Source organism: Mycetocola sp. Y171, from assembly GCF_056713165.1.
In genome coordinates, this window is the sequence record NZ_JBWYGX010000001.1 from 1,811,126 (window position 1) to 1,828,724 (window position 17,599).

19 protein-coding genes are annotated in these 17,599 nt (G+C 67.2%); 15 read left to right on the top strand and 4 right to left on the bottom strand.

The features are described from left to right. Positions 1-7 precede the first annotated feature (7 nt). The 7 genes from AC1M2K_RS08720 (at position 8) to AC1M2K_RS08750 (ending at position 7,605) form a co-directional block, all read left to right on the top strand. The gene (locus AC1M2K_RS08720) at positions 8-1,024 is read left to right on the top strand and encodes a TIGR03842 family LLM class F420-dependent oxidoreductase (RefSeq protein ID WP_480239127.1); all 1,017 of its coding nucleotides are present in this window, start codon (positions 8-10) and stop codon (positions 1,022-1,024) included. Further along, the gene (locus tag AC1M2K_RS08725) at positions 1,021-1,902 is read left to right on the top strand and encodes an ABC transporter permease (RefSeq protein WP_480239126.1); all 882 of its coding nucleotides are present in this window, start codon (positions 1,021-1,023) and stop codon (positions 1,900-1,902) included. The genes AC1M2K_RS08720 and AC1M2K_RS08725 overlap by 4 nt, the downstream gene beginning before the upstream one ends. Beyond that, complete coding sequence (locus tag AC1M2K_RS08730; RefSeq protein WP_480240664.1) at positions 1,899-2,738, top strand: ABC transporter ATP-binding protein; 840 nt, start codon at positions 1,899-1,901, stop codon at positions 2,736-2,738. The genes AC1M2K_RS08725 and AC1M2K_RS08730 overlap by 4 nt, the downstream gene beginning before the upstream one ends. Beyond that, positions 2,735-3,505 (top strand): ABC transporter permease, encoded by a 771-nt coding sequence (locus tag AC1M2K_RS08735; RefSeq protein ID WP_480240665.1) that lies wholly within the window; start codon positions 2,735-2,737, stop codon positions 3,503-3,505. The genes AC1M2K_RS08730 and AC1M2K_RS08735 overlap by 4 nt, the downstream gene beginning before the upstream one ends. Positions 3,506-3,563: 58 nt before the next feature. Continuing rightward, a complete protein-coding gene (locus AC1M2K_RS08740) occupies positions 3,564-4,712 on the top strand; it encodes an ABC transporter substrate-binding protein (protein WP_480239123.1) in 1,149 nt (382 codons plus the stop codon). Between the two features lie 74 nt (positions 4,713-4,786). Then, positions 4,787-6,115, top strand: a complete 1,329-nt coding sequence (locus AC1M2K_RS08745) for an aminotransferase class III-fold pyridoxal phosphate-dependent enzyme (RefSeq protein WP_480240666.1) — start codon at positions 4,787-4,789, stop codon at positions 6,113-6,115. After that, on the top strand, positions 6,112-7,605 hold the full coding sequence (locus tag AC1M2K_RS08750) for a CoA-acylating methylmalonate-semialdehyde dehydrogenase (RefSeq protein WP_480240667.1): 1,494 nt from the start codon (positions 6,112-6,114) through the stop codon (positions 7,603-7,605). The genes AC1M2K_RS08745 and AC1M2K_RS08750 overlap by 4 nt, the downstream gene beginning before the upstream one ends. Positions 7,606-7,683: 78 nt before the next feature. On the opposite strand, the gene AC1M2K_RS08755 is transcribed toward AC1M2K_RS08750, so the two are convergent. After that, positions 7,684-8,637: a LysR family transcriptional regulator gene (locus AC1M2K_RS08755; RefSeq protein ID WP_480239120.1), complete on the bottom strand. Its 954-nt coding sequence runs from the start codon at positions 8,635-8,637 to the stop codon at positions 7,684-7,686. Between the two features lie 121 nt (positions 8,638-8,758). Here AC1M2K_RS08755 and AC1M2K_RS08760 point away from each other — a divergent pair, with 121 nt between their 5' ends. From AC1M2K_RS08760 to AC1M2K_RS08770, 3 genes are all read left to right on the top strand, one after another. After that, positions 8,759-8,881, top strand: coding sequence for a hypothetical protein (locus tag AC1M2K_RS08760; protein ID WP_480239119.1), 123 nt, complete (start codon positions 8,759-8,761; stop codon positions 8,879-8,881). Positions 8,882-9,006: 125 nt separating this feature from the next. Next, a complete protein-coding gene (pyrE, locus tag AC1M2K_RS08765; protein WP_480239118.1) occupies positions 9,007-9,555 on the top strand; it encodes an orotate phosphoribosyltransferase in 549 nt (182 codons plus the stop codon). Then, entirely contained in the window at positions 9,555-11,270 is a 1,716-nt protein-coding gene (locus AC1M2K_RS08770) for a hypothetical protein (protein WP_480240668.1), read from the top strand. The genes pyrE and AC1M2K_RS08770 overlap by 1 nt, the downstream gene beginning before the upstream one ends. Positions 11,271-11,307: 37 nt before the next feature. Here AC1M2K_RS08770 and AC1M2K_RS08775 read toward each other — a convergent pair whose 3' ends face one another. The 3 genes from AC1M2K_RS08775 to AC1M2K_RS08785 are packed head-to-tail and all read right to left on the bottom strand — an operon-like array spanning position 11,308 to position 14,083. After that, the gene (locus AC1M2K_RS08775; protein ID WP_480239116.1) at positions 11,308-12,108 is read right to left on the bottom strand and encodes an HAD-IIA family hydrolase; all 801 of its coding nucleotides are present in this window, start codon (positions 12,106-12,108) and stop codon (positions 11,308-11,310) included. A gap of 47 nt (positions 12,109-12,155) precedes the next feature. After that, positions 12,156-12,794: a metal-dependent transcriptional regulator gene (locus AC1M2K_RS08780; protein WP_480239115.1), complete on the bottom strand. Its 639-nt coding sequence runs from the start codon at positions 12,792-12,794 to the stop codon at positions 12,156-12,158. A 26-nt stretch (positions 12,795-12,820) separates the two neighbouring features. Next, entirely contained in the window at positions 12,821-14,083 is a 1,263-nt protein-coding gene (locus AC1M2K_RS08785) for an Nramp family divalent metal transporter (RefSeq protein ID WP_480240669.1), read from the bottom strand. Positions 14,084-14,176: 93 nt separating this feature from the next. On the opposite strand from AC1M2K_RS08785, the gene AC1M2K_RS08790 reads away from it, so the two are divergent. The 5 genes from AC1M2K_RS08790 to AC1M2K_RS08810 all read left to right on the top strand — a co-directional run bounded on the left by AC1M2K_RS08790 (position 14,177) and on the right by AC1M2K_RS08810 (position 17,572). After that, on the top strand, positions 14,177-14,827 hold the full coding sequence (locus AC1M2K_RS08790; protein WP_480239113.1) for a TrmH family RNA methyltransferase: 651 nt from the start codon (positions 14,177-14,179) through the stop codon (positions 14,825-14,827). A 27-nt stretch (positions 14,828-14,854) separates the two neighbouring features. Further along, positions 14,855-15,223 carry a DUF4440 domain-containing protein gene (locus AC1M2K_RS08795; RefSeq protein WP_480239112.1) on the top strand — a complete coding sequence of 123 codons (369 nt, stop codon included), beginning with the start codon at positions 14,855-14,857 and terminating at the stop codon, positions 15,221-15,223. Between the two features lie 98 nt (positions 15,224-15,321). Continuing rightward, positions 15,322-16,146, top strand: coding sequence for an ABC transporter ATP-binding protein (locus AC1M2K_RS08800; protein ID WP_480240670.1), 825 nt, complete (start codon positions 15,322-15,324; stop codon positions 16,144-16,146). After that, a complete protein-coding gene (locus AC1M2K_RS08805; RefSeq protein WP_480240671.1) occupies positions 16,143-16,829 on the top strand; it encodes an ABC transporter permease in 687 nt (228 codons plus the stop codon). Before AC1M2K_RS08800 ends, AC1M2K_RS08805 begins: the two co-directional genes overlap by 4 nt. Beyond that, positions 16,760-17,572 carry an ABC transporter permease gene (locus tag AC1M2K_RS08810; RefSeq protein ID WP_480239109.1) on the top strand — a complete coding sequence of 271 codons (813 nt, stop codon included), beginning with the start codon at positions 16,760-16,762 and terminating at the stop codon, positions 17,570-17,572. The genes AC1M2K_RS08805 and AC1M2K_RS08810 overlap by 70 nt, the downstream gene beginning before the upstream one ends. Positions 17,573-17,599 lie beyond the last annotated feature (27 nt).

Genomic DNA, 17,599 nt, shown 5'->3' on the forward strand with positions numbered 1-17,599 from the left:
GGCATCCATGGACTTCGGAGCAGTACTTCAGACCAACCCGCCCGCCTCACGAACCGTCCACCTCGCGAAGCTCGCCGAACAGTACGGGTTCAGCCATGTCTGGACCTTCGATTCGCACCTGCTCTGGCAGGAGCCGTACGTCATCTACAGCCAGATCCTCGCCGAGACGAAGCGGATCACCGTCGGCCCGATGGTCACCAACCCGGCCACCCGTGACTGGACGGTGACGGCATCCACTTACGCGACGCTCAACGAGATGTACGGCAACAGGACGATCTGCGGGATCGGCCGAGGAGACTCGGCCGTGCGCGCCACGAACGGCGCGCCGACAACCCTCAAGACGCTTCGGGAGTCGATCCACGTCATCCGTGAACTGGCCAACTCCCGCCCCGTCGAATACCACGGCGCCACCGTGCAGTTCCCGTGGAGCGTCGGATCGACGCTCGACGTCTGGGTGGCCGCATACGGCCCGCTCGCGCTCAAGCTCACCGGCGAGGTCGGCGACGGTTTCATCCTGCAGCTGGCAGACCTCGACATCGCCGAGTGGATGATCAAGACCGTCAGGGATGCCGCCGAGAAGGCCGGTCGCGACCCGATGTCGATCAAGTTCTGCGTCGCAGCACCCATGTACATCGGTGACGACTGGGAGCACATGCGCGACCAGTGCCGCTGGTTCGGCGGGATGGTCGGCAACCACGTCGCCGACATCGTCGCCAAATACGGAACAGGCGGCGCCGTGCCGCAAGCGCTCACCGACTACATCAAGGGGCGCGAGTCGTACGACTACAACGAGCACGGCAGGGCGGGGAACACCCACACCACGTTCGTCCCCGACGACATCGTCGACCGGTTCTGCCTCCTCGGCACCGCCGAACAGCACATCGAGAAACTCGAGGCGCTCAAGGCGCTCGGGGTGGACCAGTTCGCCGGTTACCTCCAGCACGACAACAAGGAAGAGACGCTGCGGGTCTACGGCGAGACCGTCATCCCGGCGCTGAAGGAAAAGATCGTGGCAACGGCATGACGACAGGCACGAGCTGGTGGCGGCGCTTCGGCTTCGGGCTGCTCGGCGTCGCGCTCCTCGCCGGGGTCTGGGAACTGTACAAGTTCATCGGACCAGCGGAGGGCGTCGTCATCAACGGCGTCACCGTGCTCCCTCGCACGAGCGACCTGGCCATGCCGCATGTCTGGGTCATGTTCGAGCGCCTGTTCGAACCGGTCACGAGCGCTGAGGGGTCTCCGCCGATGTGGCTGGCCGTACTCCAGGCCTCTGCGTTCACCCTCGGCGTCGCAGGGGTCGGCTGGCTGGTGGCCGTCGTGGTCGGGATGCTCCTTGCCCTGCTGATGCAGCGCCTGCGCACGGCCGAGCAGGCCATCCTGCCCTGGATCATCCTCAGCCAGACCGTTCCCCTCATCGCGATCGCCCCGCTGGTCCGCAGGTGGGGGTCCGCGATCGAGATCGGCGAGTTCTCCTGGGAGAACTGGATGTCCGTCGCCCTGATCGCCTCCTATCTCGCCTTCTTCCCGATCTCCATCGGGGCGCTCCGCGGGCTGGAGTCCCCGGACACCAACCACGTCGAACTGCTGCACAGCTACGCGGCCGGCTGGTGGAAGACGCTCATCCGGCTGCGTCTCCCTGCCAGCGTCCCCTACCTGCTCCCCGCCCTCCGGCTCGCGGCGGCCAGCGCCGTCATCGGCACTGTCGTCGCCGAGGTCTCGATCGGGCTCCGCGGGGGCATCGGCCGGATGATCGTCGAGTTCGCCGCGGCAGCTGGCGGAGACCCGGGCAAACCCTGGGCCCCGATCTTCGGTGCCGTCTTCGTCGGCCTCCTGGCCGCAGGCCTGATCTCCCTGATCGGCCTCACCCTCCGTCGCTTCCGGCGCGCCGAGGTTCCCGCATGACCCGGAAGGACTCCCTCCCCGTGACCGAAGCCCACGCAGTGAACGTGACCGGAGTCAGCCGGGTCTTCTCGATGAAGAAGAAGCCGGCGGTGACCGCGCTCGAGTCTGTGGATCTCACGGTCGCGCCGGGGGAGTTCGTCTCGCTGATCGGCCCGTCCGGGTGCGGCAAGTCGACCCTGCTGCGCCTCATCGCCGACCTCGACCAGCCGACAGCGGGCACGATCGAGGTCTTCGGTAAGACGGCACGGCAGGCGCGGATCGACCAGGAGTACGGCATCGCTTTTCAGCAGGCCGGGCTCCTGCCCTGGCGAACAGTGCGGGCGAACATCGAGTTGCCGCTCGAACTCCACAAGGTGGGTGCAGCGGCTCGGGCCGCACGATCGACTGAACTGCTCGAACTCGTCGGCCTCGGCGACTTCGGCGACAGCTACCCCGACCAGCTCTCCGGCGGCATGCAGCAGCGCGTGGCCATCGCCCGCGCGCTCGCCGAAAGCCCCAACCTGCTTCTCATGGACGAACCGTTCGGTGCCCTCGACGAGATGACCAGGGAGCGGATGCAGAACGAACTCATCCGGATCTGCGCCGAGACCCGCGCCGCCGTCGTCTTCGTCACCCACTCGATCCCCGAGGCCGTGTTCCTCTCCGACCGGGTGGTCGTGATGTCGCCCCGGCCGGGGCGCATCCGCTCGGTGCTGCCGATCCGCCTCGGCGGGCCTGACGACCGCAGCGAGCACATCCGCGAGGATGCCGCCTTCTTCGATGGTGTCAGCGCAGTGCGCGAGAGCCTCCACGGGACTCCGGATGCCGGGAAGGCTCGGGGGGTGGACAGCCGATGAAGCTCCAGTTCACCTCCGCGAGGACGGTTGTCGCACCGCTCCTGCTCGGACTCGCCGTCGTCTTGCTGTGGCAGCTCGCCGTCGTCGCCCTCGAGATCAAGCCGTTCGTGCTGCCAGGCCCCGTCGCGATCGCCGACCAGTTCTTCGGCAACATCGACAACGTCTGGACAGCGAGTGCCGTGACCGGCTGGAACGCCCTCGTCGGTCTCGTGCTCGGGTCGCTCGCCGCCGTGATCTTCGCAACCCTGACGGCACTGTGGCCGGTGCTCGACGAACTCAGCGCCCCGATCGTCGCAGCGCTCGCCGTCATCCCGATCGTCGCCCTCGCCCCTGTGCTGTACACGATGTACGGGGCAGGAGCAGAGACCGCCCGCCAGATCGTCGCCGCCATCGCCGTGTTCATCCCGGTGTACATCAACTCGCTGCGCGGCTTCCGCCAGGTCCGGCCGGTGCACAGGGAGCTCATGCACGTCTACGCGGCATCCGGAATGCAGACCGCGAAGAACGTGACCATTCCGAGCGCCCTGCCGTTCATCTTCACCGGGCTGCGGATCGCTTCGAGCCTCGCCGTGATCTCCGCCCTCATCGCCGAGTACTTCGGCGGGCCGGTCGGCGGGCTCGGCAAATCGATCACATCTGCGGCGTCGTCGAGCAACTACTCGCTCGCCTGGGCCTACGTGCTCGGGTCGATCCTCGTCGGTCTCGTCTTCTACTCGATCACCCTCGGCCTCGAGAAATTCGTCTCCCGGCACCGGGCGACCCCCTGAACGTCCGCACAGCGGTCGAAGCACCACCACAGCACCAGAGAAGCTAGAAGGAGGAAGAATGAAACACAGCAAACGGCTTGCCATCGGGATCGGCGCGATCGCCGCGGCAAGCGCACTCGTTCTGACCGGTTGTTCGGGCGGGGGAGCGACCACCGGCGACGGTGACGCGGACTCGGGCGAACTCACCCCGGTCAAACTTCAACTCCAGTGGTTCGCACAGGCCCAGTTCGCCGGGTACTACGCGGCGGTCGACCAGGGCTTCTACGAGGACGAAGGCCTCGACGTCGAAATCCTCGAGGGTGGCGCGGACATCGTGCCGCAGGATGTCCTCGCGGCAGGAGACGCCGACTACGCCATCTCCTGGGTGCCCAAGGTGCTCGGCTCGATCGAACAGGGGGCGAACATCACCAATGTCGCCCAGATCTTCGAGCGCTCGGCCACGACGCAGATCTCGTTCAAGGACAAGGGGATCACCTCGCCTGCCGACCTCGCAGGCAAGAACGTCGGCAGCTGGGGCTACGGCAACGAGTGGGAGCTCTTCGCCGGGATGCAGGAGGAGGGTGTCGGCCTCGACGACATCAGCCTCGTCCAGCAGGCATTCGACATGAACGGATTCCTCGCCGGCGACATCGACGCGGCCCAGGCGATGACGTACAACGAGTACGCGCAGGTCCTGGAGACCGTCAACCCTGACACCGGAGAGCTGTACCAGCCCGACGACCTCAACGTCATCAACTGGAACGATGTCGGAACGGCGATGCTCCAGGACGCCATCTGGGCCGATACCGAACGGCTCGACGATGAGGACTACGCCGACACGACGGTGAAGTTCATCAAGGCATCGATCAAGGGCTGGGCCTACGCGAAGGACAACCCTGAGGAAGCCGCCGGAATCGTCACCGCTTCCGGCTCCACCCTCGGCGAGAGCCACCAGCTCTGGATGACCAACGAGGTCAACAAGCTGATCTGGCCCTCGACGAACGGGGTCGGCCTGATCGACGAGGCAGCGTGGGACCAGACCGTCGAGATCGCCCTCGGAACCGAGAACGAGACCGGCGCGACCATCATCACCACCGATCCGCCGGAGACGGCGTACTCCAACGAGTACGTCCAGCAGGCGCTCGATGAGCTGGAAGAAGAGGGCGTCGACACCTCAGGAGACGACTTCGAGCCGATCGAGGTCACCCTCAACGAGGGCGGCAACTAGCACCACCGCCGGGGTCGGTCGGGAAACCGGCCGCCCCCGGCATCCACACGCAACGACGCAACAAAGGAGATGCCGTGGCTCTCACGCTCACGTCAGACAACAACCAGGCAGCGCTCGACCTCGATCGCGCGCACGTCTTCCACTCGTGGTCGGCACAGGGGGCGCTGAAACCCCTCGTGATCGCCGGCGGGCTCGGGACGAAGGTCTGGGACTTCGAAGGGAAGGAGTATCTCGACTTCTCCAGCCAGCTGGTCAACGTGAACATCGGCCACCAGCATCCTGCGGTGATCGCCGCCATCAAGGCGCAGGCAGACCAGCTCGCCACCATCGCGCCATCCACGGCAAACCTCACCCGCGGGGAAGCGGCGAAACGTGTCACCGGGCTTGCCCCTGGCGGGTTCAACAAGGTCTTCTTCACCAACGGCGGAGCGGATGCCAACGAGAACGCGATCCGGATGGCCCGCCTGCACACCGGGCGCGACAAGGTCCTGTCGACCTACCGGTCGTACCACGGCAACACCGGGTCGGCCATCGTCGCCACCGGTGACTGGCGCCGTGTGCCCAACGAATTCGCCCGTGGACACGTGCACTTCTTCGGACCGTACCTCTACCGCTCCGAGTTCTGGGCGACCTCGCCCGCCGAGGAGACCGAACGCGCGCTTCGCCACCTCGAGCGTGTGATCCAGGGCGAAGGCCCCGCATCCATCGCGGCGATCCTGCTCGAATCCGTTCCGGGGACGGCAGGCATCCTCGTGCCGCCACCCGGCTACCTCGCTGGCGTGCGTGCCCTCTGCGACCGCTACGGCATCATCCTCATCCTCGACGAGGTGATGGCCGGGTTCGGCCGGACAGGGCGCTGGTTCGCCTTCGAGGGATACGACGTCGTTCCCGACCTGATCACCTTCGCGAAGGGAGTCAACTCGGGCTACGTCCCCGCCGGCGGCGTGATCATCTCCGACGCCATCGCGGCCGACTTCGATGAGACGGTCTTCCCCGGTGGACTGACGTACTCGGGGCATCCGCTCGCCATGGCGTCGATCGTCGGCGCGCTCGACGCGATGGCCGACGAGGGCATCGTCGAGAACGCCGAGCGGGTGGGACGTGAGGCCATCGGCCCTGCACTCGCCGAACTCGCCGCGAAGCACGAGCTGATCGGTGAGGTGCGGGGCGAGGGCGTCTTCTGGGCCATGGAACTCGTCGCAGACCGCGAGAGTCGGGAGCCGCTGCCCGCAGCAGCCATGGGGCAGCTCAAGACAGCGCTCGTCGGGGAGGGTCTCCTGCCGTTCGTCCAGGACAACCGCATCCACGTCGTCCCGCCGTGCACGGTCAGCGTCGACGAAGTCGCCGAGGCCGTCGCCACATACGACACCGTTTTCTCGAACTTCCAGGGAGGAAGAGCATGACCACATACGTCAATCACTACATCGGTGGGGCGAGCGCCGACGGCGACTCCACCCGCACGGCACCGGTCTTCAACCCGGCAACGGGGATCGTCGAGAAGGAAGTCAGACTCGGCAGCGTCGCCGACGTCGACACCGCAGTGCAGGCCGCTGCCGCCGCGTTCCCGGGCTGGGCCGACACCTCGCTGTCGAAGCGGCAGTCGATCATCTTCACCTTCCGTGAGCTGCTCAACGCCCGCAAGGGCGAGCTGGCCGAGATCCTCACCTCCGAGCACGGCAAGGTGCTGTCGGACGCAGGCGGGGAGATCGCGCGCGGCCTCGAAGTCGTCGACTTCGCCACAGGCATCCCTCACCTGCTCAAGGGCGAGTACTCGGAGAACGTCTCGAGCGGCGTCGACGTGTACTCGGTGAAGCAGCCGCTCGGCGTGGTCGGGATCATCAGCCCGTTCAACTTCCCTGCGATGGTCCCGCTCTGGTTCTTCCCGATCGCGATCGCCGCCGGCAACACGGTCGTGCTGAAGCCCAGTGAGAAGGACCCGTCGGCAGCGGTGTGGCTCGCCGAGCTCTTCACGGAGGCCGGCCTCCCCGACGGCGTGTTCAATGTCGTGCACGGAGACAAGGAGGCCGTCGACGCCATCCTCGAGCACCCGGTCATCCAGTCCGTTTCGTTCGTAGGTTCTACGCCGATCGCGAAGTACATCTACGAGACCTCCGCAAAGAACGGGAAGCGCGTCCAGGCGCTCGGCGGAGCCAAAAACCACATGCTCGTGCTGCCGGACGCCGACCTCGATCTCGCCGCGGACGCGGCCGTGAACGCGGGCTTCGGCTCAGCAGGCGAGCGGTGCATGGCGATCAGCGTGCTCCTCGTCGTCGACACGATCGCCGACGACCTGGTCGCACGCATCGCCGAACGGATGTCGTCACTCACGACGGGCGACGGAAGGCGCGGCTGCGACATGGGTCCGCTGATCACCGAGGTGCACAGGGACAAGGTGGCGTCGTACGTCGACGTCGCGCTCGAGGACGGAGCGACGGTCATCGTCGACGGCCGCAACCCGACGGTCGACGGGGACGACGGCGGGTTCTGGTTCGGACCGACCCTCATCGACAACGTCGCCACATCGTCGACGGTGTACTCGCACGAGATCTTCGGGCCGATCCTGTCCGTCGTCCGGGTCTCCAGCTATGCGGAGGGCCTCGGCATCATCAACGACAGCCCGTACGGCAACGGAACGGCCATCTTCACGAACGACGGCGGGGCCGCCAGGCGCTTCCAGCGCGAGGTGACCGTCGGCATGGTCGGCATCAACGTGCCGATCCCTGTGCCGGTCGCGTACCACTCGTTCGGCGGGTGGAAGGAGTCCATGTTCGGCGACTCGAAAGCCTACGGACCCCACGGCGTCGAGTTCTTCACCAGGGAGAAGGCGATCACGAGCCGCTGGCTCGACCCGAGCCACGGCGGCATCAACCTCGGGTTCCCCGAGCACGACTGACCCCGTCGCGAGTTGCCCGGTTCGGCGGGTGTCCGGTGCGCCGGACCCGCCGAACCGGGCAACTCGCGTTCATCCGGGCTACACCCAGCGCGGCGACGTGAACGGCACCGGGTCCTCGACCGGGTTATGCGAGCGCTGGACGGCAGCGGCTTCGAGCTGCAGGGCGTCCGCTACCGTGCGCACCGCGAGCCGCTCGGCCTTGTCCGGGCGCATGAGCGCGACGATGTGGCGGGACATGTCCACTCCGCTCAGCGCACGGGTGACCAGACCGCGTTCGTGACCGGATGCCGTGAAACGCGGAATCATGCTGATGCCGATCCCTGCGGCGACGAGCGCTTCGGTGATCCTGTTGTCTGTGACGCGCTGGACGACATGGAGCGCGGCGCCGGTGACCGCCTCGATCTCGTGCAGGAGCCGGTCGAACGGGTACCCCTCCGGAACACCGATCCACGGCTCGTCGACGAGGTGCTCGGGAGTGAGGACGCTCAGCCCCGCCAGCCGGTGGCCGACCGGGAGGGCGATGTCGAGGGGTTCGCTCAGCAGGTAGACGTTGCGCAGGCCGCGACCGCTCCATGACCGGCTGCCGGGAACGGAATGTGCGAGGACGATGTCGAAGTCGGCTGTCAGGGCGGGGAAGTCCTCGGTCTCCGGGTCCCGGTCGATCATCGTGACCTCGAGCCCAGGAACCGACTGCAGTGAGGCGAGCACGTTGGGCATGAGCATCTGCCCAGCTGTCGGGAAGGTCGCGACGCTCACCTGGCCGGTGGGGTCGTTGCGGTACTCATCCCACACCGCCCCCGCACGTTCGAGGGCGACGGCGATGTCCGTCGCGCTGCGGGCGAGGGCGCGACCGGCATCCGTCAGGACGATGCCGCGTCCGCTGCGTTCGGTCAGCGGAAGTCCTGCCTCCCGTTCGAGCACCTTGAGCTGCTGGGACACCGCAGACGGGGTGCGGTGTGTGGCCACGGCGACGGCGTGGATGCTGCCGCGTTCGGCGAGTTCGCGGAGCAGGTCGAGCCGGCGTACGTCCATGTAGCAATGCTACCGAATCAGTCAAGTAACGTTCGCTTGTGCTGAACAATAGGACGCGATTGGATGTATACGTATCCAAACGGCCCGTGTCCGTTTCACCTCGAGAAAGGACTGGAATCCTATGTTCGTATTCTTTGCTGGAATTGCAGCCCTGAGCGTCGCCGCCATCGCCGGCAGCTTCGTCGTCGTGAAGCGTGACGGCTACCGCCAGGTGCCCACGCGCACCTACGCTCTGCTGCCGTAAGGCGGCACGTCGCGAATTCCGCGCCCTCCCCAGTGATCCCGCAGCGCCAGATGCGGTTGATTCTCGGGGGCGGCGCGGTTCTCGCGTTAACGCCTGTCTGCTGAGTCATCGCTAAACTTGCCTGCGTGACCGACGCGCGCCAGCAACTCATTGACTACATCTCGGCAGATGCCGTGTTCCACGGGGACTTCACCCTGACCAGCGGAAAGAAGGCGACCTACTACGTCGACCTCCGCCGCGTCAGCCTGGACCACCGTGTCGCACCGCTGATCGGCCAGGTCATGCTCGACCTGATCAAGGACGTCCCTGACGTCGTTGCGGTCGGGGGCATGACCATGGGTGCAGACCCCGTAGCCGCCGCCGTGCTGCACCAGGGTGCGGCACGTGGTCTCGCCTACGACGCGTTCGTCGTCCGCAAGGAGCCCAAGGACCACGGCCGCGGCAAGCAGGTCGAGGGTCCTGAGCTCGAGGGCAAGCGGGTCATCGTGCTCGAGGACACGTCGACGACCGGCGGTTCACCCCTCGCCGCGATCGAAGCGCTCAAGAAGGTCGGTGCCGAGATCGCCGGTGTCGCCGTCGTTGTCGACAGGAACACCGGCGCGCGGGAGATCATCGAGGCAGCCGGTTACCCCTACTTCGCGGCCATCGGGCTGTCAGACCTGGGGCTCGCATAGTGTCAGACGACACCCGCCGTCCGGGGGAGGACGACGAGAAGCCCACCGATCCGCCAACGGGCGAGGGCGAAGTCGTCGGTGCCGACTGGCTGCTGTCCCAGCTCGGAAGCGACCAGACCGGTGAGATCGAGCTGCCGGCCAAGGGGACGGATGCCGCGGCGAGCGATGCTCATGACGGGAACGCCGTTCCGGGCAAGGCCGGCGACGGACCGGTGAAGGCGTGGTGGCGCGAGAAGCTCGTGGCTGCTGACGCCCTGGTGAACCCTGAGCCGCGCACCGACGTGCCGGACGACGACGAACCGGTCCTGCCCGAACCGGGCTGGACCGCCAGGCCGGGCACCGAGCGGACCGAACCCGCGCTCTTCGGATCGGCCCGCCGCAAGAGCCCTGAGCCCGAGTCGGCCCCTGAGCCCGAGCCGACCCCTGAACCCGAGCCGACCCCTGAAGCCGTCGCGCCTGTCGCGTCGGACGCCGAAGACGACCGGGGCTGGAGCCTCAGCGCCGAGCACGGGCCGACCGAGCCGCCCGCTGACGAGCCCGAGACCGGTCTGATCCCGTCGGCCGTCCCGCCGCTCTTCAAGCCCCGCTCCGCGCGCGATCACATCGTCGAGGACGTCGCTCCGCCGGTTCCGGCCGGTGCGACCCCGCCGGAGGCCGCGGACGAAGCTGCCGTACCCGCCGCGGTGGTTTCTGAGCCGATTCCGCAACCGGATCCAGCCATCCAGTACTCGGCATCCGACGATGACGACGACGCCGTTGACGACGCTGTCGACGACGAGAGCGACGACGCCGAGCCGTTCACCTGGGCGCTGACACCCAACGACCAGCTCGATCCCCTCGTCCACCGGACCTCCAGTGGCGACGCACCCGCCGCCGAACCGGGCGACGGGTCTCCCGCAGCGGCGCCGGAGCCCGAGCAGACCGCGGTGCTCCCGACCGTGGCAGCGGCGGCCTCCGCAGCGACAGCAGGAGCGGCACGCGCTGAACCCGAGCAGGCAGACGACGCCGCGCTTCCTCCCCGCCGTCGTCGCCGTTCCACCCCGCCGACCCAGGGCGAACCCATCGTCATCGACACCGTCGCCGAGGAACCGGCGAAGCCGGTCAAGGCCCCTCGAGCGCGAACCGGTTCGGGAGGCGGTCGTCCGCCCCGGGCACTGGTGCTGGGTGCCATTGCCCTCGTGGCGATCCTCGTCCTCGTCGGGCTGTTCTTCCTCGGGTCGCGGCTCCCTGCGCTTCTCGCCGGGCCTGCGCCGACCCCGTCGGCGACGAAGACCCCTACCCCTTCGGCGACACCGACACCGACGCCGACCGTTGTGGCGCCCGTCGGCCCCGCAGCAGCGGGCGAACAGAAGTGGACAGCGCTCACCGGTGGGGAATGCCTCGACCCGTACTCGACCCCGTGGGCCGAGACCTTCACCGTCGTCGACTGCGCTGCGCCCCATGCGGCACAGATGGTCTTCTCCGCCCCCGTCAACACGGATCCGGCGGCCGGCTACCCGGGTGAGGACGCCATCCTCAGGCAGATCTACCTGTGGTGCAGCGCACCGGGAGTGCTCGACGCCGCTGCAGCAGCCGGCTACTCGGATCTCCAGGTCCAGGGAACGTACCCGGTCTCCGAGGAGCAGTGGGCAGACGGGGAACGCAACTACTTCTGCTTCGTGAACCGGTCGAGCGGTGAGCCGCTGACCGGATCGGTGGCCGTACCGCGCGGCTGAGCCCTGCCGCGCGGCCAGGCCGCGCCTTCCGGCTGGGTCAGACGACCTCTGACTCGATCGGGTGCGGCTCGAGCAGATCGACGACCCCGCCGAGGATCTCGGACGGACGGAACGGGTACTTGTTGATCTCGGCCTCATCGCTGATCCCGGTCAGAACGAGGATGGTGTGCAGGCCGGCTTCGATCCCGGCAACGACGTCTGTGTCCATCCGGTCGCCGATCATGCCGGTGTTCTCCGAGTGCGCGCCGATCTTGTTGAGTGCCGAGCGGAACATCATCGGGTTGGGTTTGCCGACGATGTACGGCTCCTTCCCCGTCGCCTTCGTGATCAGGGCGGCGATGGCGCCGGTGGCCGGCATCGGGCCGTCTGCGCTCGGACCGGTGGCGTCCGGGTTCGTCGCGATGAACCGTGCCCCGTTGTTGATGAGCCGGATCGCCTTCGTGATCGCCTCGAACGAATAGTTCCTGGTCTCGCCGACCACAACGTAATCAGGGGCCGTCTCGGTCATGATGAAACCGGCCTCGTGCAGTGCGGTGGTGATCCCCGCTTCGCCGATGACGAAGGCGGAGCCGCCGGGCATCTGATCCTTGAGGAAGGCGGCCGTGGCGAGTGCCGACGTCCAGATGAACTCCTCGGGCACGTCGAGGCCCGAGGCGCGCAACCGCGCACTGAGGTCGCGCGGTGTGAAGATCGAGTTGTTGGTGAGCACGAGGTAGGGCTTGCCCTGGTCGCGCCACTGCTGAAGGAGGTCGGCGGCACCGGGGAGCGGGCGGTTCTCGTGCACCAGCACGCCGTCCATGTCGGTCAGCCAGCACTCAACTTCGTCGCGTCTTGTCATGCAGCAACTCCTTCGCTCATGGCCAGTTTAGGGTCAGCGGTCGGGCGTCAGGCGCTGAGCCAGATCGCCGTGCGTGCAGGGGCGGGCAGTGCGATCCGTGTCGACCCGACGGTGAGGGACCCAGGAGCGACCGATACCGTCGTTCCCACTCCGATGCCGGACGCCTCGAGCTCACGCAACAGAGAAGGGTCCCTGTCGCTGATCCGCAGGATCGCCCCGGTGTGCCCCTCTGTGGCCTCCTCGAGCAGGACGGCTTTCTCACGCCGCACCGACCCATCGGCCGCTGGGATGGGGTCGCCGTGCGGATCCCGGTCCGGGTGGCCCAGCCGGGCGTCGATGCCAGCGAGCAGGCGGTCGCTGATCGCGTGCTCGAGCACCTCTGCCTCGTCGTGGACCTCGTCCCAGCCGAATCCCATCTCCCGCACCAGCCAGGTCTCGACCAGCCGGTGGCGCCGGACGACGGCGACCGCCGCCGCCGTCCCTGCGCCTGTGAGGGTGATGGCGCCGTAGCGGACGTGGGTGACGAGCCCTGACGCCGCGAGCTTCTTCACCATCTCGGTGACTGTCGATGGCGCCAGCCCGAGGCGCGTCGCGAGCGCGGAGGGGGTGATGGCATCCGCCTGCCACTCCGTGTGCGCGTAGATGGTCTTGAGGTAGTCCTCGATCACCGGTTTCGACTGCTTCATGGGCTCTCCAGCCTACCGGCGGGGGACTACGCGCCGCTGAACACGAGGATGAGGAGCACGGCGTTCAGCGTCACAAGAAGGACCGAGGCGATGACGCCGGCGGCGGTGGTCTGCCACCGGTTCGCGAACGTTCCGAGGATGCTCGATTTGGCGGTGAGAACGACGAGCGGAATGAGTGCGAACGGGATCCCGAACGAGAGAACCACCTGGCTGAGCACGAGAGACATGGTCGGGTCGAATCCGAGCCCGAGGATGGCGAGTGCGGGGATGAGGGAGATGACCCTTCGGGTCAGGAGCGGGATACGCACGTGGAGCAGGCCCTGCATGATCTCGGCGCCTGCGTATGCGCCGACGGACGTGGACGCGAGCCCTGATGCCAGAAGGCCGACGGCGAAGAGCGTGGCGACGACGGCGCCGAGGGAGGACTCCAGCGCGGCGTGTGCGCCCTCGAGGCTGTCTGTACCCGGTACCCCGGCGAGATTGGCCGCAGCGAGGAGCAGGATGGCGAGGTTGACGCTCCCGGCGATCACCATGGCGATGGAGACATCCCACCGGGTCACGGTCAGGAGCCGTTTCGTCGTCAGCCCCGGCGCGCGAACCGCGAAGCGGTCCCGGCTCAGGGCCGAATGCGCGTAGATGGCGTGAGGCATGATCGTCGCTCCGAGGATCGAGGCGGCGAGCAGAACCGAATTGGCATCCTCGAAGCGCGGAACAAGGCCTGACACGACCCCGGCGGCGTCGGGCGGAGCGAGGAAGACCCCGGCGCTGAAGCCGACGGCGATGATGATGAGAAGGCTCATGATGACGAACTCGAAGGCCCGAGGACCACGCCGGGACTGCACGGCGAGCATCACCATCGAGACAGTGCCCGTGATCAGGCCGCCGACGATGAGCGGCAGGTCGAACAGGAGGTTGAGGGCGACGGCCCCGCCGATGACCTCAGCCAGGTCGGTGGCCATGGCGACGAGCTCTGCCTGCAACCAGTACGCGAGGCGCCCTGGGCGGGATCGGATGCGTTCACCGAGGATCTGAGGAAGGCTCTTGCCCGTGACGATGCCGAGCTTGGCCGACAGGTACTGGATCAGCCAGGCCATGGTGTTGCCTGCGACGACGACCCAGACGAGCAGGTAGCCGTACTGGGCGCCTGCGGTCATGTTGCTTGCGACGTTGCCGGGGTCGAGGTAGGCCACCCCGGCGACGAGTGCCGGTCCGAGCAGCCAGAGCAGTCGTGGCGGCTGGGGGAGCGGGCGGGCTGGCGGGTCGACGGTGACCGCAGAAGATTTCGGCATACCGAAACCATAGCCGGATTTCGGCCGACCGAAAAGGGTGGGCCGCGGTGTCCTGCCTGCTGACCCGCCGCCGGGCGCGGTTAGGGTGGGAGGGTGCCAGACGCTGCAGAGAACCCGAGTCACGAACTGTCGACGAACGGTGTCGGACCGTGGCAGGGGGAGTGGCCAGAGGAGACCTGGTTCGACCAGGATCTGCTCATCCACGGTGACACCCGCAACGTCATCGACCGGTACCGGTACTGGAAACTCGACGCGATCGTCGCGGACCTCGACGAGCACAGGCATCCGTTCCACGTCGCCATCGAGAACTGGCAGCACGACATGAACATCGGTTCCATCGTGCGCACCGCGAACGCGTTCGGGGCGGACACGGTCCACATCGTCGGCCGGCGTCGCTGGAACAAGCGCGGCGCGATGGTCACCGACCGCTACCAGCACGTCCTCCACCATGCTGACGTCGCCGGGCTGGTGGACTGGGCGAGGGCGGAAGACCTGCCGATCCTCGGGATCGACAACGTCCCAGGCTCGGTGCTGATCGAGACCTTCGCCCTGCCTGAGCGGTGCCTCATGCTGTTCGGCCAGGAGGGGCCGGGCCTTTCGCCAGAGGCCATCGCAGCATCGGATGCCGTCCTCGAGATCAGCCAGTTCGGGTCGACCCGCTCCATCAACGCCTCAGCCGCCGCGGCCGTCGCCATGCACGCGTGGGTGATGCAGCACGTCAGCTTTCCCCGGATCGGGGTCTGATCCGGGCAGAGGGGGTAGCGTGAAGCCATGACTGAGATCACCGACGATCTGCCCGCCATCCTTCTTCGTGAGGAACACGCCGGCTGGAAGGCCATTCTCGCGGGGCACGGCGGTGAACACTATGCGCGGTCGATGACGAAGGATGCCCTGATGATCGTCGAGGGCGCTGCGATCGGCCGTGACGAGGTCACCGCCTCGTTCGCGGGAGTGGTGCCGTGGGACTCGTATGAGATCCACGAGCCGGCCATCGTCCGCCTCGGGGAACGGGCGGGTGTCGTCGCGTACCGCGCGGTGGCCAGGCGAGGCGATGACACCGTCGAATTGCGGATGTCGACGACCTATCTTTACGGCGGCGGGAGCTGGCACGTCGCTCTACACCAGCAGACGCCAGCCTGACAATACGGAGTAATGATCTGGCGCGGTGTCGGCGGGGTTGTCTACGCTAAAGCGAAGCGGGGCCACCCGATCGGCCTCAACCCAGGGGGACGTCCGCCATGATCAGGTTCGACTCGGTATCCAAGAGGTTTCCTGACGGCACGCTCGCCGTCGACGATTTCAGCCTGACGATCCCTTCGCGCACGACCACTGTGCTGGTCGGATCGAGCGGGTCGGGCAAGACGACCCTCCTGCGGATGATCAACCGCATGGTCGACCCGTCGAGCGGCTCCATCCACATCGACGACGACGACATCTCCAACCTCGAGCCGGTCAGACTCCGTCGGAGCATCGGCTACGTGATGCAGAACTCAGGGCTGCTTCCGCACCGGACCGTCGCAGACAACATCGCCACCGTCCCGCTGCTGAACGGCACGAAGCGCGCGGCCGCGCGCGACGGTGCCCTCACCCTGATGGACACCGTCGGCCTCGACCGCTCGCTTGCGGAACGCTACCCCTCACAATTGTCCGGCGGCCAGCAGCAGCGCGTCGGTGTGGCGCGTGGCCTGGCCACGGACCCCAACATCCTGCTTATGGACGAGCCGTTCGGAGCCGTCGACCCGCTCGTCCGCAGCGAACTCCAGCAGGAACTGCTGCGGATCCAGAAAGACCTCGCAAAGACCATCGTCTTCGTGACCCACGACATCGACGAGGCCTTCCTCCTCGGCGACCAGGTCGTCATCCTCAAGACCGGCGGCCAGATCGCCCAGGTCGGGACCCCAGCAGACATCCTTGCGAACCCGGCCGACGAATTCGTCGACACCTTCATCGGCGCCGACCGCGGCCGGCGCGCCTTACGGATCGAGGAGGTCTCCGGCCGCCAGGTCGTGATCGACGGCACCGGGCGCCTCGCCGGCATCCTCACCGAGAGCACACCGACGTGACCTGGGTGCTGGCGAACATCGAGCAGATCTGGGAACTCACCCTCGCCCACGTCCTGCTGAGCATCCTGCCGATTCTCGGGGGATTCCTCATCGCCGTGCCGATCGGCTGGCTCGCACACCGCTACCGCGTGTCGCGAGGAATCCTGCTCACCGTGTGCGGACTGCTCTACACGATCCCCTCTCTCGCCCTCATCGTCGCCATGCCGACCGTGCTCGGCACCCGCATCCTCGACCCGGCCAACCTCATCGTCACCCTGACCATCTACGCCGTCGCCCTCATGGTCCGGACCGCGACGGATGCCTTCGATGCCGTCTCGGCGGATGTCGCGCAGTCGGCCACCGCCGTCGGCTTCGGGGCGTGGCGCCGGTTCTGGCAGGTTGAGCTCCCCCTCGCAGGTCCCGTTCTGCTCGCCGGTCTTCGGGTGGTCTCCACGAGCACGGTGAGCCTGGTCACGCTCGGTGCCCTCGTCGGGATGTCCGGCCTCGGCTACCTCTTCACCGACGGCTACCAGCGCAACTTCCCGACCGAGATCCTCACCGGCATCGTCGGAACCGTCCTCATCGCCGTCGTCTTCGACGTGCTGCTGGTTCTGGGCGGGCGGATGCTGCTGCCGTGGGCGCGGGTCGACGCGGCGGCGAGACGCAGCGCGACAGCGGCCAGGACGAAAGCGGTCGCGGCATGAACGCCTTCATCGACGCGTTCGCGTGGATCTCGGATCCCGCCCACTGGGTGGGGCCGGACGGCATCCCCACCCGGATCGCCGAGCACCTGGCCTACACCGGGCTGACCGTGTTGATCGCGATCCTCATCGCTGTCACTCTCGGGCTGTACATCGGCCACACCGGCCGCTGGCGCGGGATCTCGATCGCGGCGACCGGCGCATTGCGTGCACTCCCGACACTGGGGTTGCTCACCTACCTGGCCATCGCGTTCGGCTTCGGCATCCGTCTCGCACTCATCCCCACGGTCATCGTCCTGGTCGTCCTTGCCATCCCGCCGTTGCTCGCCGGTGCCTACTCCGGGATCGAGTCCGTCGACCCCAGGACCGTCGATGCGGCACGCTCCATGGGCATGACGGAGTGGCAGATCTTGTGGAAGGTCGAGATACCGCTCGCGCTTCCGCTGATCATCGGGGGAATACGGTCGGCAGTGCTTCAGGTTGTGGCTACTGCGACGGTTGCCGCATACATCTCGCTTGGAGGTCTTGGCCGCTACATCATCGACGGTCTCCCGGTGCGCGATTACACCAAGGTCCTCGTCGGAGCACTGCTCGTCACACTCCTCGCCCTCGTGCTCGAGGGCATCCTCATCCTCATCCAACGACTCACCATTCCGGCGGGCGTCCGGGCAATCCAGACGACGCCATCACTCCGAACACCTCGGAAGTCCGTTCCGAGCGCGGTAGCACCCTCCCGCGCCGGATAGACAGCTCCGCACCACCCCACACAGTTA